The 15,147-nt window shown below is 48.2% G+C and carries 12 protein-coding genes and 1 tRNA gene; 3 read left to right on the top strand and 10 right to left on the bottom strand.

Going from position 1 to position 15,147, the window contains the following annotated elements; genetic code table 11:
• Positions 1–143: 143 nt before the first annotated feature.
• On the bottom strand, positions 144–734 hold the full coding sequence (locus M1L66_RS08335) for a PBECR4 domain-containing protein (protein ID WP_434692167.1): 591 nt from the start codon (positions 732–734) through the stop codon (positions 144–146).
• A 401-nt stretch (positions 735–1,135) separates the two neighbouring features.
• Between M1L66_RS08335 and M1L66_RS08330 the strand changes: the two genes are divergently transcribed.
• Positions 1,136–2,668, top strand: coding sequence for a collagen-like protein (locus M1L66_RS08330; protein ID WP_434692165.1), 1,533 nt, complete (start codon positions 1,136–1,138; stop codon positions 2,666–2,668).
• A 205-nt stretch (positions 2,669–2,873) separates the two neighbouring features.
• Here M1L66_RS08330 and M1L66_RS08325 read toward each other — a convergent pair whose 3' ends face one another.
• The 6 genes from M1L66_RS08325 to M1L66_RS08300 all read right to left on the bottom strand — a co-directional run bounded on the left by M1L66_RS08325 (position 2,874) and on the right by M1L66_RS08300 (position 10,131).
• Positions 2,874–4,097, bottom strand: a complete 1,224-nt coding sequence (locus tag M1L66_RS08325) for an MFS transporter (RefSeq protein ID WP_434692163.1) — start codon at positions 4,095–4,097, stop codon at positions 2,874–2,876.
• A gap of 105 nt (positions 4,098–4,202) precedes the next feature.
• A complete protein-coding gene (locus tag M1L66_RS08320) occupies positions 4,203–6,239 on the bottom strand; it encodes a BglG family transcription antiterminator (protein ID WP_187022851.1) in 2,037 nt (678 codons plus the stop codon).
• A gap of 203 nt (positions 6,240–6,442) precedes the next feature.
• Entirely contained in the window at positions 6,443–6,751 is a 309-nt protein-coding gene (locus M1L66_RS08315; protein WP_002600942.1) for a PTS fructose-like transporter subunit IIB, read from the bottom strand.
• A gap of 27 nt (positions 6,752–6,778) precedes the next feature.
• Positions 6,779–7,846, bottom strand: coding sequence for a PTS fructose transporter subunit EIIC (locus M1L66_RS08310; protein WP_055656364.1), 1,068 nt, complete (start codon positions 7,844–7,846; stop codon positions 6,779–6,781).
• A 4-nt stretch (positions 7,847–7,850) separates the two neighbouring features.
• On the bottom strand, positions 7,851–8,303 hold the full coding sequence (locus tag M1L66_RS08305) for a PTS sugar transporter subunit IIA (protein ID WP_187022852.1): 453 nt from the start codon (positions 8,301–8,303) through the stop codon (positions 7,851–7,853).
• Positions 8,304–8,559: 256 nt separating this feature from the next.
• Entirely contained in the window at positions 8,560–10,131 is a 1,572-nt protein-coding gene (locus M1L66_RS08300) for a ClC family H(+)/Cl(-) exchange transporter (RefSeq protein WP_434692159.1), read from the bottom strand.
• Positions 10,132–10,323: 192 nt separating this feature from the next.
• On the opposite strand from M1L66_RS08300, the gene M1L66_RS08295 reads away from it, so the two are divergent.
• Positions 10,324–11,343 carry a lysozyme gene (locus M1L66_RS08295; protein ID WP_434692156.1) on the top strand — a complete coding sequence of 340 codons (1,020 nt, stop codon included), beginning with the start codon at positions 10,324–10,326 and terminating at the stop codon, positions 11,341–11,343.
• A 128-nt stretch (positions 11,344–11,471) separates the two neighbouring features.
• Here the strand turns inward: M1L66_RS08295 and M1L66_RS08290 are convergent, their stop codons facing one another.
• Entirely contained in the window at positions 11,472–11,693 is a 222-nt protein-coding gene (locus M1L66_RS08290; RefSeq protein ID WP_187022855.1) for an HPr family phosphocarrier protein, read from the bottom strand.
• Between the two features lie 258 nt (positions 11,694–11,951).
• Between M1L66_RS08290 and M1L66_RS08285 the strand changes: the two genes are divergently transcribed.
• A tRNA-Ser gene (locus M1L66_RS08285) sits at positions 11,952–12,039 on the top strand.
• Between the two features lie 147 nt (positions 12,040–12,186).
• Here the strand turns inward: M1L66_RS08285 and M1L66_RS08280 are convergent.
• The gene (locus M1L66_RS08280; protein WP_187022856.1) at positions 12,187–12,921 is read right to left on the bottom strand and encodes a LytR/AlgR family response regulator transcription factor; all 735 of its coding nucleotides are present in this window, start codon (positions 12,919–12,921) and stop codon (positions 12,187–12,189) included.
• 17 nt (positions 12,922–12,938) lie between these two features.
• Positions 12,939–14,597 carry a histidine kinase gene (locus M1L66_RS08275; protein ID WP_187022857.1) on the bottom strand — a complete coding sequence of 553 codons (1,659 nt, stop codon included), beginning with the start codon at positions 14,595–14,597 and terminating at the stop codon, positions 12,939–12,941.
• Positions 14,598–15,147: the final 550 nt, after the last annotated feature.

Below are 15,147 nucleotides of genomic sequence, written 5' to 3'. Positions count from 1 at the left end.
GCGGTAAAAAAACACAAAAATCGAACATAGGTAAGCAGAACTCCCACGCTGTTCAAGCTGGCGTGGGAGTTCGTTTTTACCTCTTTGGCGTAAGGCGGTCGTATTGAATTTGTTTTTCTACTGTGGAGAGGCATATTTTTTCTTTATAAAGCATGGTATAAATGGCCTGGCCTTTTGTGTAATCTGTCCGCTCCTTTGGAAAAAAAAGAACGGCAATAATAGGTTCCACTGTCCTCGTTCTTTGCGATGAAAATATAAATATCTTTCCCTTCATGCGGGGTAGAAAGTAAATAATCAGCCTCTATCAGCGAAAATTGATTTAGTTTCGTATTATAACGAAACACTAATCTATTATCATCAAGGAGCTGCTCCATGCTCATAAGCGGTTCAAATCTGTTCTGGATCAATCCCAGGTAGCGGCTTTCGGTGATTCCTTCATAAGTAATGATATCCCTGAGGATTTCATTAAAAACCGTTTCACGGTTCTGTTTAGCAATCCGCAAATCCTTCAGTTTTCCCAATCCCATCAGATGGTGGAAATCCAGTCTTGAAAATCCTATGATTATCTCAACCGTTTTCCCCTTCCTCCCAATAATAATCCGGTATTGTGTATCTAATAGTTTTTCAAATGCCCTTGTACATTCCAACAACTTATCCATATAAGAATTCTTCCCGTGATAAAAGGAAAGCCGCCCTGTATAAACAAGGCGGCTTTGAGCATTTTCCTTCGGCATCTGCCTACTCCGGTTTGAGGTTACTGCACACCCCCTACTGAAAGCTCCGCATAACAAGGCTTTCCGGTACGCTATTATGCTTCAACGCTTGACAGACACACGCCGTTGCCTGTCTTGTACTATTATTATATCCAAAGTCAAAAATATGTCAATGTATTTCAGATAATCCAATTCTAAATTCTTATCCGCTAAATTTTAATCCATCGTCCTCCCACAATCTCTACTTGGGCGGCGCTTGTCCGGTAACGTGATAAGCTCGTATTTTATTTTTTTCTCTTATTTACGGGGTATATATCCACTTTCCTTTTAACAACGGCCCAACCGGGCCTACCGGAGCAACTGGCCCTACTGGGGCGACCGGAGTTACTGGGTCTGCTGGTCCGACAGGACCGACAGGAGGAATGGGGAATACTGGACCTGCTGGACCAATGGGGCCCACTGGGGTGACAGGCCCTCAGGGAATTACTGGGGCGACCGGAGCCACTGGACCGACCGGAGTTACTGGACCGACCGGAGTTACCGGACCGACCGGAGTTACCGGAGCTACGGGGCTGACTGGAGCTACCGGGCCGACCGGAGCCACTGGACCGACCGGAGTTACCGGACCGACCGGAGTTACCGGACCGACCGGAGTTACCGGACCGACCGGAGTTACCGGACCGACCGGAGTTACCGGACCGACCGGAGTTACCGGACCGACCGGAGTTACCGGACCGACCGGAGTTACCGGACCGACCGGAGTTACCGGACCGACCGGAGTTACCGGAGCTATGGGGCTGACTGGAGCTACCGGGCCTACCGGAGTTACCGGACCGACCGGAGTTACCGGACCGACCGGAGTTACCGGAGCTATGGGGCTGACTGGAGCTACCGGGCCTACCGGAGCCACCGGACCGACCGGAGTTACTGGGGTTACGGGGCCTACCGGGCCTATTGGTGTTACTGGCCCGACCGGCGCTGCCGGACTTACTGGCGCTACCGGTCCTACTGGCCCTACTGGACTTACTGGTGATCCCGGGCCTACTGGCCCTACCGGACTTACTGGTGACCCCGGGCCTACTGGCCCTACCGGACTTACTGGTAATCCCGGACCTACCGGGCCTATTGGTGCTACTGGCCCGACCGGCGCTGCCGGACTTACTGGCGCTACTGGACCGACTGGCCCTACTGGACCGACTGGACCGACTGGTCCTACTGGACTTACTGGTGATCCCGGGCCTACCGGCGCTACTGGTCTTACTGGCGCTACTGGGCCGACTGGTAATCCCGGTCCTACTGGGCCTATTGGTGTTACTGGCCCTACTGGCGCTACTGGCCTTGCTGGTCCTACTGGGCCGACTGGAGTTACTGGGCCTACCGGTCTTACCGGCCCTACTGGTGCTACAGGCCTTATTGGTCCTACCGGTCCTACCGGTCCTACCGGTCCTACTGGCCTTATGGGTCCTACTGGTGCTACTGGCCTTATTGGTCCTACCGGTCCTACTGGCCCGACTGGAAACACTGGCCCGACTGGCGCTACTGGTCCCGTCCCCGATGATATATTTGCATCTTTTATCAATTTTGCCGCAGTATTCACTAATGCCTCACTGATTCCCATGGGTATCGGCGTTGCCGATACAACAGGCAATATAGTACTGTCAGATCCAACTCATGTAACTCTGGCACCCGGAATATATACCATTTTTTATGAGGTATCCGCGCTGCTTTCAGATTCAGGCTATATGCAAATTACACCATTCTACAACGGCGCTCCTCACATTGAATACGGAATCTACTTTATGACGAACTCCGGGCGCTCTAGTGCCTTCGGTTCCGTATCGTTTATCATTGAGGTTCCTGCCGAGACTGCATTCAGCTTAACATTTAACAGTCCGGTAACCGCCTCCGAAGGGACGCTCACCATGGTAATATATAAAATGCGAAGAGCTTCATAACACAAGCCAGATGAACTCACGGTCCGCTAAAATTAATAATTTGTTTCTGATATACCGATGAATCTCTGTAAAACAACCATTTCGTAAAACAGAATCAGAGCCGGTCAGCGCATTGGCATTAATACCTCCATACGCAGTCCGGCTCTGTTATAGTTTACACTCTCTATCAGAGTTCTTATACTCATTCCTTTTTCAATCTGACCCCTCAGCCAATCTCTGAAACCGCATTTTCCTTATTCGTCCCTTCTCTCGTCTTTCCAGACGCAATAACTCCCAGGATCAGCAGTACAGGGAAGACCAGCGCCGCGAGAATGCCGGTACGCAGATCGTCTCCGAACATGCCGGAGATACGGCCTACCAGCAGTGGTCCGCCTGCGCAGCCAATATCGCCGGCCAGCGCAAACAGCGCGAACATGGCGGTTCCGCCGCCCGGAATCTTCTTCATTGCAAGGCTGAAGGTTGAGGGCCAGAGCGCTCCTACCGCGAATCCGCACAGGGCGCAGCCGGCCAGGCTTAAAACAGGCCACGGCGACAGGGAAATCATCAGATAACTCACTGCACAGAGTCCCGCGCTTCCCAGCATGATCTTCTCCAGCGAAAGCTTCTCGCTGAATTTAGCAGAAACCACACGGGAGGTTCCCATGAAAAAAGCGAACGCACACGGTCCCGCCAGGTCACCGATACTCTTCGACACGTGCAGAGCCGACTCGGCAAACGCGGACGCCCACTGGCTCACCGCCTGCTCACTGGCCCCCGCACAGATCATCAACACCATGAGAATCCAGAATACCGTTCTCCCGGAGAGCGTCCGGATCGATAGGCCTTCCTCCTCTTCCGCCAGCGTACGAATCGGCACAACCATAAAATACAGCGCATTTGCCAGCGGCACGGCAGCCCAGATCACAGCCAGCATCTGCCATTTGTCGATGCCAAATACGAAAAAGAACGCAGTCGAGAGAATCACTACCCCCATATGTCCCCAACAATAGAAGGAGTGCAGCAGACTCATGGCCGCTTCCTTCTTCTCCGTCGGGCACGCCTCCACGATCGGGCTCACCAAAACCTCAAGCAGACCGCCTCCGATGGCATAGAGGATAATCGACGCCATCAGCCCGGGATAACTGTCCGACATGAGCCTGGGCAGGAATGCCATTCCGATCAGCCCCGCCGCGGCCAGCAAATGGGCTCCCACCATACAGACCCGGTACCCGATGCGGTCCACAAAATGGGCAGCCAGAAAATCCACAAGCAGCTGAACGCCAAAATTTACAGTAACCAGGAACGATATCTTTGCCAGAGATATCCCAAAGCTTCTCTGAAATGTCAAAAACAGCAGCGGTGCGAAATTGTTTACAATGGCCTGGGTAATATAACCGATATAGCAGGCGTTTAAGGTATGTTTGTAGTTTTGTCTGATCCTGGTCGTCATGATTCCTGCCTTTCTCTGTTACTGTTCACGGTCCGCTGACCACTTCCGCCGTCCGGTCTGCCCGGTTGGCGGAAGTGGTCGCGAACCGTGAACAGTAACCTTTCTCTACAGTACTTCGAATTCACAATTCAATATTGTCTGATAAATCTCTTCCTCATTGGAGCACTGCTCCAGATCATGGATAAGCGGCGTGGTCTTCACCATACGCATCAGCGTCACGACCGCCGGAATATGCTCTTTCGAGTCCCGGCTTGCCAGGCACAGGATGACCTTCGCCTTCTTGTCCCCAAAGTGAACCGGCTGCTGGCTGACCAGCAGGCTTAAGCCGGTCTGATGGATCCCCTCCACCCCTTTTCCATGCAAAAGTGCGAAGGAATCGTCCGATACCGCGTAAAATCCCTGTTCTTCTATGAATTCTATCATATTATCTGTATAAGTGCTATCTATAAATCCTCTTTTTTCCAACAATGCCGCACTCGCCCGCACCGCGGCCCTCCATTCGTATTCCTCCGTCACCAGCCGGATACAGTCAAACTTTAAGAAACTGCTGAAGCTCTTGGGATTGTGCACCGCTTTTACTGTCTGGTATCCAAGCTCCCGCTCGATGACCTCCATCACTCTCGCCCTGGTGGCCGCGTCGAGGAAGCCCAGCTTTTCCTCAATGGAATAGTATCCGGAAAGTATGGTTTTCCTGGGAATATCCAGCTGCTCGATGGCCGTTTTATCCTCCGGACGCAGGATAGGATTTACCACAATGCACGGTCTCGGGAGGCTGTTGTTCAGCCTGATGGTCGAAAGTACATAGTCGATGCCGGCCCAGTCTGGGTAGGAAGACAGTTTATAGATGGGAATCGTATCCATAATATGAATCTGGTACTCGCTGAGCAGAGACTCCTTAAGCATGGTAGTGGTGCCGTAGCCATGGCCGCAGACCAGGAGCACTCTCTTATAGGGCGCGCTCTTCATCCGTTTAATGCTGGCCATGAAACAGACCGTCAAATAGACAATCTCGTCCTCATTTGTAATATCTTCCAGCGTATCGATCTCCCTGCAGACGGAAGTCATCACCGCGTACAGCTTCCGCTCCTCCGGCCCCAACAGGGAAATCATATTGTCACCCATTTCCACGTGGTTTCTGACGCGCTGAATCAAAGGAATCATATGGTTTAAAAGCCCTTCCGCCAGCGTCTTATCCTTATCAAACGGCATATCGAGACGCTTTGACATGGCGGAGATCAGGGAAAATGTCACCGACTGCGCGTGAACCGGGTCTACATCCGCACTGCCTCCCGCCATTTTATTGGTAAAGTCATACATCTTCGCCATCATGCACACGTGATTCTCCGACACGGGCCTCCCGATGATTTCCTCCAGCTTTTTCGCAAACTGGCCGTAGACTTCCGGGTCAAACTCCGGCATCACCGTGATGTCGAGAGGATATTCCTTGTCGTGGAGAATGAACCATACCAGGACCACGATATTGGACATATACCAGAGATAGGAACTGCTGGTCAGCGTACAGCCCAGTTCCTCCAAAAGCCCGTCGACCACCATCACCACATTGGCGATCGACACGCCCTCAAACGCCTTGTGTATGATATGGATACAGTAAAACTCATAGGAATTATAGTTAGTAAATGGATTGATCAGATAATCGATATACTTCCTGAACTCCTGGTTCATCAGAGTGGTTCTCTTAAGCTTTGGTCCGGCCAGATAGAAATGACCAGAATAGCCAATTCCCATCTCGTCTTTCTTCAGCTCCTCATCCAGTGCAGCCATATCATTTTTCACAGTAGATCTGGAGACGCCAAACTGTTCGCTCAGCTGGTTGATCTTTAAATCCTCATTTCGTATCATCAGAATCAGCAGCAGGATGGACATGCGCTCCCTGCTCGTGTAGACGACCTCGTTGCCATCCTCTAATCCCTTTAAATCCAGATTTGCCGGATATTTCAGCACTCCCTTAGAATGTTTTTCGATTTCAGGCAGGTGCTCCAGCGATAAAATGTCGTTGATCCGGTCCACATCGTAGCGCACGCTCCGCTCCGACACCCCCAGCTCCTTCGCCATCTCCTTATAGGTGGATTCGCCCTGCGTTTTCAAATGACGGATGATATTCAGCATTCTTCCGTTAAACATAGTCTTTTCCCCTGCGCGGCCCCGCCGCTCTTCTTCTCTCTAAACACAGATAACAGAACCAGGGCGTGTTTAAAAATTCATTTCTGCCAGATATGCGTCACATCTGACAGAAATGAATTTTCGAACACGCCCTGAGGAGATACTCCCCATCTCCTCTTTGTCCTGTCTCTCACGTTATATATAATCATGCTCCCCTGTATGCATTACTGAAATGTATCCTGAATCTTTTTCATAACGGCGTCTGATTTCTTAATTAAATCGGACACTCCCATCTTCAGAACTTTTTTTCCTTTAAAACGGTCCAGCCCTTCCAGAGCCACGTCATTGACCAGAATCACGCAGGCCGCCTCGTCGATATCCTTCTGCTTTAACTGATTCTCCACACCGGCTCCGCCCTGTGTCTCGATGATTACGTCAATTCCCAGTTTCTGTCCGGAAAGCTTTAACGCTTCCGCTGCCATATATGTATGTGCCACGCCTGATGGGCAAGATGTAATTCCTACTACCTTCATTGTAATATCCTCCTTGAAATTTTCCTATTATAATTCATCAAATGTGATCTCATCGAGTCCGTCGTCTTCTGCCGCTGCTTTGACCGCGGAATCGTCAGTATTGTTTTTCTTTAATAAGTTTACCATAATTGCAGTTACAAATCCACCGGCTAATACGGAAATGATATACCAGATTCGTCCCTCAACAACCGGAAGTACGATGAGTCCGCCCCATGGCGCATGGTTTAACACACCGGTTAAGAAAGGAATGATGTTGCCGACGACTGCACCCACAATCAGGGACGGAATAACACGTAACGGGTCATTGGCTGCAAATGGAATCGCACCTTCTGTGATTCCCACGCATCCCATCAGTATAGCTGCCTTGCCTGCTTCTTTTTCTTCTGCATTGTACTTCTTCGGAGCCAGCAGGGTTGCGATACCCATGCCGATCGGAGGCGTACAGATCGCCACACCGACACCGCCCATCAGATATGGAAGCGTATCAACCTGTGTCTGTGCAAATAAGGTTGCCACTTTATTGATCGGGCCGCCCATGTCAAATGCGGTCATGGCGCCGAGAATCGTTGCTAACGGAACTCTGCCCACATCGCCGAGACCGGAAAGCCAGGAGGTTAAGGACTGCATGATAAATGCGATCGGTGTACCGATCCCCCATACGATGATACCGCCTGTGATAAAGGTTCCAAGCAGCGGGTAAATGAAAATGGAGCCCAGTGTCTTTAAAGAAATCGGAAGCTTAATCTTCTTCAACTGTTTTACCACAACACCGGCAATCAGACCGGCCGCCATACCGCCGAGGAAGCCGGCGCCCATGGAATTGGCAAGATAGGCTCCGATCATACCAGGGGCCAGACCGGGTTTATCCGCGATCGAGTACGCGATATAGCCGCCCAGAACCGGAACGAACAGTGTCAGGCCGCCGAGGCCGATCTGCGCAAGACCTGCCAGCCAGCCCTCGGTAGGAGTTGCCGCTCCCGCCGGATTTAACATAACTGAGATGGAAAACAGAATACCGCCGGCTACGATAAACGGAATCATGTGAGACGTACCAGTCAGAATGTGCTTCTTTAAAATCTTGATTTGCTCTTTCATGTTCTTACCCCTCCAATACTTCCGTTAAGATGTCAAATACCTGATCCTTCGTGCTGCTTCTCAAGGATTCTCTGAATTCCTCATGCATCAGCTGTCTTGATAAATTCGCCAGGATCTTCATATGTGTATCTCCCGCCTCAGAAAGCGGCACTGCGATGAGAATGATCAGATCCGCCGTCTCCCCGGTCTCTTCGTTCCAGACCACCGGCCTTGCTGTTCTCGCAAATGCCACGCTCGCTTCCAGAACGTGATCCGTCTTACCGTGCGGAAGCCCCATGTCGAAGCCCACGTAGGTCGGTGCGATGGCTTCCCTCGCCAGCACGTCCTCGAAAAACTCTTCCTGATTCGTGATCTTTCCGGCTTCGTCCAGTTCCTTCACCAGAACGCTTATTACGTCCTTTTTTTCCGCCGCGTCAATGTCAAATACGATGCAGTTCTTATTAATTAATTTACTCATTGCAAACCTCCTGCCGGCTTCTGCCGGTTATTAAAAATTCCTTTGTTCCAGGCCTGGAAGAATTTGTTTGTTCCTTACATGCCTTATAATAATCCAGTTTACGGGAAATGAAAAGATAGAACATTTGCAAAAAAAATTTACAAAAATTTGCGCTGCTGTATGCCCGTTCGTCCGATGGCATACAAAAAGCGGCGGATTCCGGAATCTTAAATACTCCGGAATCCACCGCATGTTTTGCAAATGGATTTCATTTCACTTACTGCATTTTCACCGTCTCGCAGAACTCCTGCAGCGTCCGGTGCAGCTGGCCCTCCGCAGTCTCGTCACAGAGCACGACAATTTTATCGCCGGCAAGCAGCTTCGTATCGCCTCTAGGCACAAATTCCGCCTCGCCCCTCATCAGGGAGACGACGAGACACGTCTTCGGCCACGCAATCTCCGATACCTTCATGCTCTCCGCCGCGCTTCCATGGAAGATCATGCCTTCCACCAGCACCTTTTCTCCGGTCAGAACCGTCTTCTTATCCGGATTCTGCTTCGCCAGCAGACGGTGAAGCAGCTGGTCGTAAACCGGCGCACACCGCATGATATCCGGCACCAGATACGCAGCCAGGGACACCATGGACAGCGTAAGCAGATGGGAGAAGGACCCCGTCATCTCACTGATTAAGATAATTCCCGTAATCGGCGCGCGGACAATGGCGGAGAAGTAACCGGCCATACCCAGGATGATGAAGTTGCCTAAAAGCCCGTCTAAAGAACCGCTCACCATTCCCACCGCGTTGAAGTAGATGCCTCCGATCACGGCTCCCATGACGAGAAGGGGCAGGAAGATACCTCCCGGCGCTCCGGAACCGAAGCTCACCATGGAAAATACGAATTTCAGCACAAACAGCAGACACAGGGAGCCCATCACCATTTCTCCGGAGGAGAGCACCTCCACCAGGGAATGACCGCCGCCCAGAACGGACGGATAAAGGAATCCGAACACCCCGGCCAGCATAAATGGGATCAGCAGCCGCATCGTCTGTCCCGGAACCTTCTGATACATGTCCTGGGATTTGGACAGGCAGGTGTTATAGACCACGCCCATCAGCCCGATGATGGCTCCCAGAATAAGCACATGGCCGTATGTACCTAACGGCATCATATGAGTAATATGAAAAGTAAAGACCGGTTTCAAGCCGAATACATTTCTGGAAACAAAGTCTGACGTAATCGATGCCGCCATGGATGACAGAAGGATCTCCGGTGAAAAATGTTTATGTATCTCCTCTAAGGAGAACAGCACGCCCGCAATCGGCGCGTTAAACGCGGCAGATAAACCGGCGCTCGCACCACATGTCATAAGAAGCTTTTCCTCCGTCTTCACCCGCTTCGTAATCCTGGAAAATCCCTTGGCCGCCATAGCGCCCAGCTGGATGCTGGGGCCCTCGCGTCCGAGAGACAGGCCGCATCCCAGACCGATTAAGCCGCCTGCCAGCTTAGCCAGCAGGACCCGCCACCAGCATTCATCGATCTCGCCCATGATCTCGCCTTCCACCTGAGGAATACCGCTGCCCGATATGAGCGAATCCCATTTCAGAAGCATCGCCACGATAATGGCCGCCACAGCAAGCACCACAAACCACACCGGCACAAACCAGGTATGAGTTCTTCCATAATTCAAAACGGAATTCAGGAGTATTTCCGCGTATCCCAGCAGGTAACGGAATGCCACCACCACAACTCCTGAAATGGCGCCCACGGCAACCCCTTCCAGTATCAGTGCATAACGAAAACTCCGGTAACGGTTAATCGTATTGGTAACCGTATTCTCCGACCGCATCTTACGTTCCCCCTCTTTACTCTCTTTTAACATTCCAATCCTTTCGTTAAAAACGTGTTAATTTATCTATTGACAGTATTTGATTATAACGCGGTGATCTTCAGATAGCAAGGAAATTGTTCACAATTTGGCCACATATTCCCTCAAAAAAAGTATTATGATATGGATATGAAAAAGAAAGTGGTGAGATTTATGAAGCAATACACACATCGATGGACCGGGCTGCTCCTTGCCGCATGCCTCCTCTCCATCCTTCTCTCTCTTCCGGCCTTTGCCAAAGAGAAAGAAAAGATCGATAAGATTCCCCTCAGTTTTTCCTCCTCCATAACAGCGGGGAAAACGGGCGGAGAAGTATACGTCACGGTCAATGATCCCTACTACGCATCACACTGCCGGATCGTCAACACGAAGATTGTCAATCAGCCGGATTCGGCGTGGACAGCTGGAGTATCGCCGGAAATCATGATTTCCCTCCGCGCGGAAAGCGGGTATTATTTTTCTTCCGCACAGGGAGAGGCGTTCCGTTTAACCGGAGCCGGCGCCGTATTCGACCGGGCGAAATTTCTCGAATCCCAGTCTGTTCTGCATGTGACGGTCCGTTTAAATGCGCTCTCCGACCCGGAAGCGGCGGTCGTTCTAACCGGACTTTCCTGGGATAAAGGGGCCTTCACCGCACTCTGGAACGACGACAGCAACGCCCGCTATTATCAGGTTCAGCTGTTAAATGACGGTCAGCCTGTGGGCGCCATGGTGACCACCTACACCAATTACTGCCGTTTATCCGATAAGATAGCGGGAAAAGGCAGCTACAGCTTCAGCGTCCGTTTCGTTGACGACTCATTAAACCGAAGTGAATGGATGACTTCCGAGACCTGGGAGATCAGCGCTTCCGAGGCAGCCGTGCTGGAGAACGGGACGAAAAGCACGTACGGTCCCGGTACCGTCTCCTCCCCCGGCCGAGCCGTGGGAGAATGGAATTCCGACGACACGGGATGGTGGTTTGAGCACCCGGACGGAACGTGGACCACGGACGGCTGGGAATCCATCGGCGGGGAGTGGTACTATTTCGATCACTCCGGATACCGGAAGAACGGATGGATTCCATGGCAGGGTACCTGGTATTACTGCGGCGAAGACGGGATCATGCTGAAGAACGCGGAGACCCCCGACGGATATGAAGTCGGCAGCACCGGCGCGTTAAAAGACAAATAAAAACCCCGGTTTTATCTTCTTTTCCCAGGAGACTCTTCTCAGGAATTCAGGAGATAAAACCGGGGCTTGTCATTTGCACACCAGTCATGTTTTTACTGCAATATCCGGGTTCTTTCCCGCAATTGGGCTTACGCCACTTTTCCGATTAACGATTCCGGGGAAAATGCCGTGCTGTGGCATACGATTTCCACCGATTTTCCAAGGCCCACGTTCATAACGCCCATCAGTGATTTTCCATCGATTACAAGATGATTGTAACAGATGTCAACATCGAAATCACAGGCTTCCGCTTTGTTTACGAACGCAACCATTTCTTCTACGGTTGAAAATGTATAAAACATGTTTTTCATTTGGAGCACCTCCCTCTCTGTTTGATGATCTTATTTTACTCCTTATTTCGACAGAATAAAATAAAATATTTTTACGAAATGTTGTAATATTTTATGTTCTTTTCTAATCTTTCCCGGTTTTGGACTTTCCATACATAAAAAAATGAGAAATTCTTTCATTTTTTTACGAGAAAGGACTACACAAAAAATGATTTATCGTGTATAATGTAGAAGTTCGGGTTTCGGCGGGCACATATGGCCGGACGATCTGAATGCTCTGGAGACGTATCGAAGTGGTTGTAACGAGCCGCACTCGAAATGCGGTTGTCGGGTAACCGGCACGTGGGTTCGAATCCCACCGTCTCCGTTCTCTAAAAGAACACCAGTTTTTTCAAGGACTTGTAACACTTATACCTTCTTGTATTTATCAAAGCTGATATCTTAGCATAGAATATGCAAAATTATAAATCGTTTGTTATTTAAAAGACAGCATCCGTAGTTTCTTCTCCCTCCACTATAATGAAAACAATCTTTTAAATTCCGGAATATAGGACCGGCTGACGATTACCTCTTCTTTCGATCCCTGCATCTGCACCCCATATGTTTGATTAAACAATGGGTATGTGGAAACAACCTTATCCAGATTAATTAAATAACCTCTATGGCATCTGAACCAGTGATGTCTCTTCAAAAGTTCCTCCCAGTACGTCATTGGATTCTTAAGTAAATATTCTCCTTTTGCAGAAACCAGTACAATTCGTCTCGGCTCTGCCTTAATAAAAATTCCTTCCCGGCTGCTGATAATATAGCACTTATCTTCCACATATCCCTGAATTTTAGGAGTAAGCTTTTGGCTTTCTGATTTTCTGATAATATCGCTTCCATAATCGCCCATATAGTTTTCCAATTTTTTTATAGTCTTGGTCAGTTTTGGCAGCGTAATTGGTTTCAGCAAGTAATCTACAGTATTTGCCCGAAATGCTTCCAGCGCATAATTATCATATGCTGTTATAAAAACAATCTTCAACTTAGGGCGGATACCAGATGCATACTCTGCCAAATCAATTCCGTTAATGTCAGGCATGGATATATCAATAAACAGCACATCCGCCTCATTCTCTTTGATCCAGCTGACTACTTCTGCAGCACTTGTAGACTCATATATAATCTCTATCTGCGGAAAATTTTTCAGTAAAAACTTCAAATTATTCAAAACTAGAATTTCATCATCCAACAACAACGCCTTCATGTGTTCCTCCCCCCCCATTATCTGACACTATCACTGGGTATGGTAAAACTGATTTTCGTGCCTTCTCCCTCACTGCTTTCAATTCTAAGAACTGACTGGTAATAAATCTGAAGTCTTTTTCTCAAATTCATCAGACCAATTGAATATGAGCCATTCGATATTTCCTCACTGTTATCCTGTAAAACCGCTTGAACCTTTTCCTCACTCATGCCTTTTCCATTATCTTCAATTATAAAACGGATTCCATTTCCTTCCCTTCGTATTTCCATACGAATCAGCAGCTCTTTACCTGTAATTCTTCCGTGCTTCACACTATTCTCCACAATAGGTTCCACAATTAATGGTAAAATCTTTACTGTCTCATCCACCTCATTTACCAGTATATAGCGAATCATATGGCTAAACCGGACTTCCTGTATATTTAAATAGGCATGAATCAGCTCCAGTTCCTGCTCCAACAATATAGTTGTATTGAGTCCTTTATGATACAGGCTGCCTCTTAAATATTCGCTGAAATAGCCGAGCAGACGGTATGCTTCCTCCGGTTCCTCCATACAAAGCGGCATAATCGTACTGATCGTGTTAAATATGAAATGTGGATCCATCTGCGCTTGAAGGAAATCAAGCCTGGATAGCATGGATTCTTTCGCAGATTCCTGAAGTATAATCAGTGAATGCAGTTTCTGCATAAGAGTTATATATTCAAACGGTTCATAAATGATATCGTTTACATATAAAAATGGTTCCATTTTCAGAACACGCTGCTTTTCATGTGAAATCATTAATATCGGAAGCTGCTCTAAAGCATACTCTTTCCGAATCTCCATGCAAACAGATAAAGCATCCATTTCGCCAAACATATCACCCGCAATGACTATATTAATATCTCTGGTTCCCTCAATATATCTCAAAGCCTCAGATGCAGATGAAAAGGTTTTTACATCATAATTTTCATATATCAGGTATTCTTCGATCAACTCTATCTGCTGAGGCAGTGCACTAATCAAAACAACGTGATATGCCGCATCAGAAAATGCTTTTTCAATTTCCGGCTCTGCCTCCGGTTTCTTTTTTTCTTCTGCCAGCATAAGCCTGTAGGATATGGATAACTGATCACCTGACTGTTCGAAACAAATTTTTCCGTGATTCTGCTCAATCGACTGTTTTGCTATAGATATTGGAACCAGTTCCTGCTCCACCAGAGAAGATACAAAAGTTTTTTTCGAAAATATCCTGGAAATTCTGTGCAGTTCACGACGTTTGATCTGATCAATTGTAATTCCAAACAGAATCTCAACAGAATCGTCACCGATTACCGTTTCGATATCCAGACGATTATTTTTACGATAATGACAGAGGAATTCCAGTATCTTTCGGTTTGCGTCGATCAATTGAAATGGATCTCCTGTTATCAGCTTTCCCTCCAAGTTTTTTTCCAGATTCCGTTCTCTGTAGTCCCACCTGATGTTTTCCGCCTCCAGGCTGTTAAGCGCATTTTTAATCAATACATAAATACTGACAGACACATTATATTGTTCAATTGTACTCATATAGATACCTGAGTATTCCCCAACATTTTTTACATATCGGTTGATCTCATTTAAGTAACCGTCCATCTGACTCAGCAGATATTCCTGTTCAGGTTCATAATTGTTATAATTTTTCTCTAGCTTCATGGAAATGGATTTTAGAAGATTAATCGGACGCTGGCAATAATCAATAATCAGTTCCGTGATCCTCTCCTTGTGTCTGGTAAGATCATGTAGTTTTCGATTATTCTCTCTGCCAAATAAAATTCCTGTCCTATGACGTTGGTAAAAATCCAGGAAGAAAAACATGATGACCACCAAAATCAGAAAAGGCAGCACATTTCTATAAAAGCTGTGGGCAGCAGATAATGTCTTCATTTTTGCAAATGATGATAATCCCCCTGTCACACAGGCAGATATTATCATTAAAAAATCGTTGCTTCTTATTTTCTGCTTTCTATAGTAAAAATATCCACAAATATATACAGTCATTATGCAATAGCCTATACTAACCATCTGCATAATCTTATTAGCCTCTATCGGTCTGATTACCGGAATGGCTGCAGATGCCAACATCGTAATCCCCCAGATCATATGAACGAGATTTAATGGTCTGGTTACTTTATACCTGTTTATCCCCAGACAGTAAAACAATGCCAAAAAAAGCAGAAGGCATATATCTCCTGCCCGGTTCCAA

This window comes from Hungatella sp. SB206 (genome assembly GCF_051132295.1).
GTDB lineage: Bacteria > Bacillota > Clostridia > Lachnospirales > Lachnospiraceae > Hungatella > Hungatella effluvii.
Note: the sequence above shows the minus strand (reverse complement) of the source record. Positions and strands in the feature narration are given on the sequence as shown.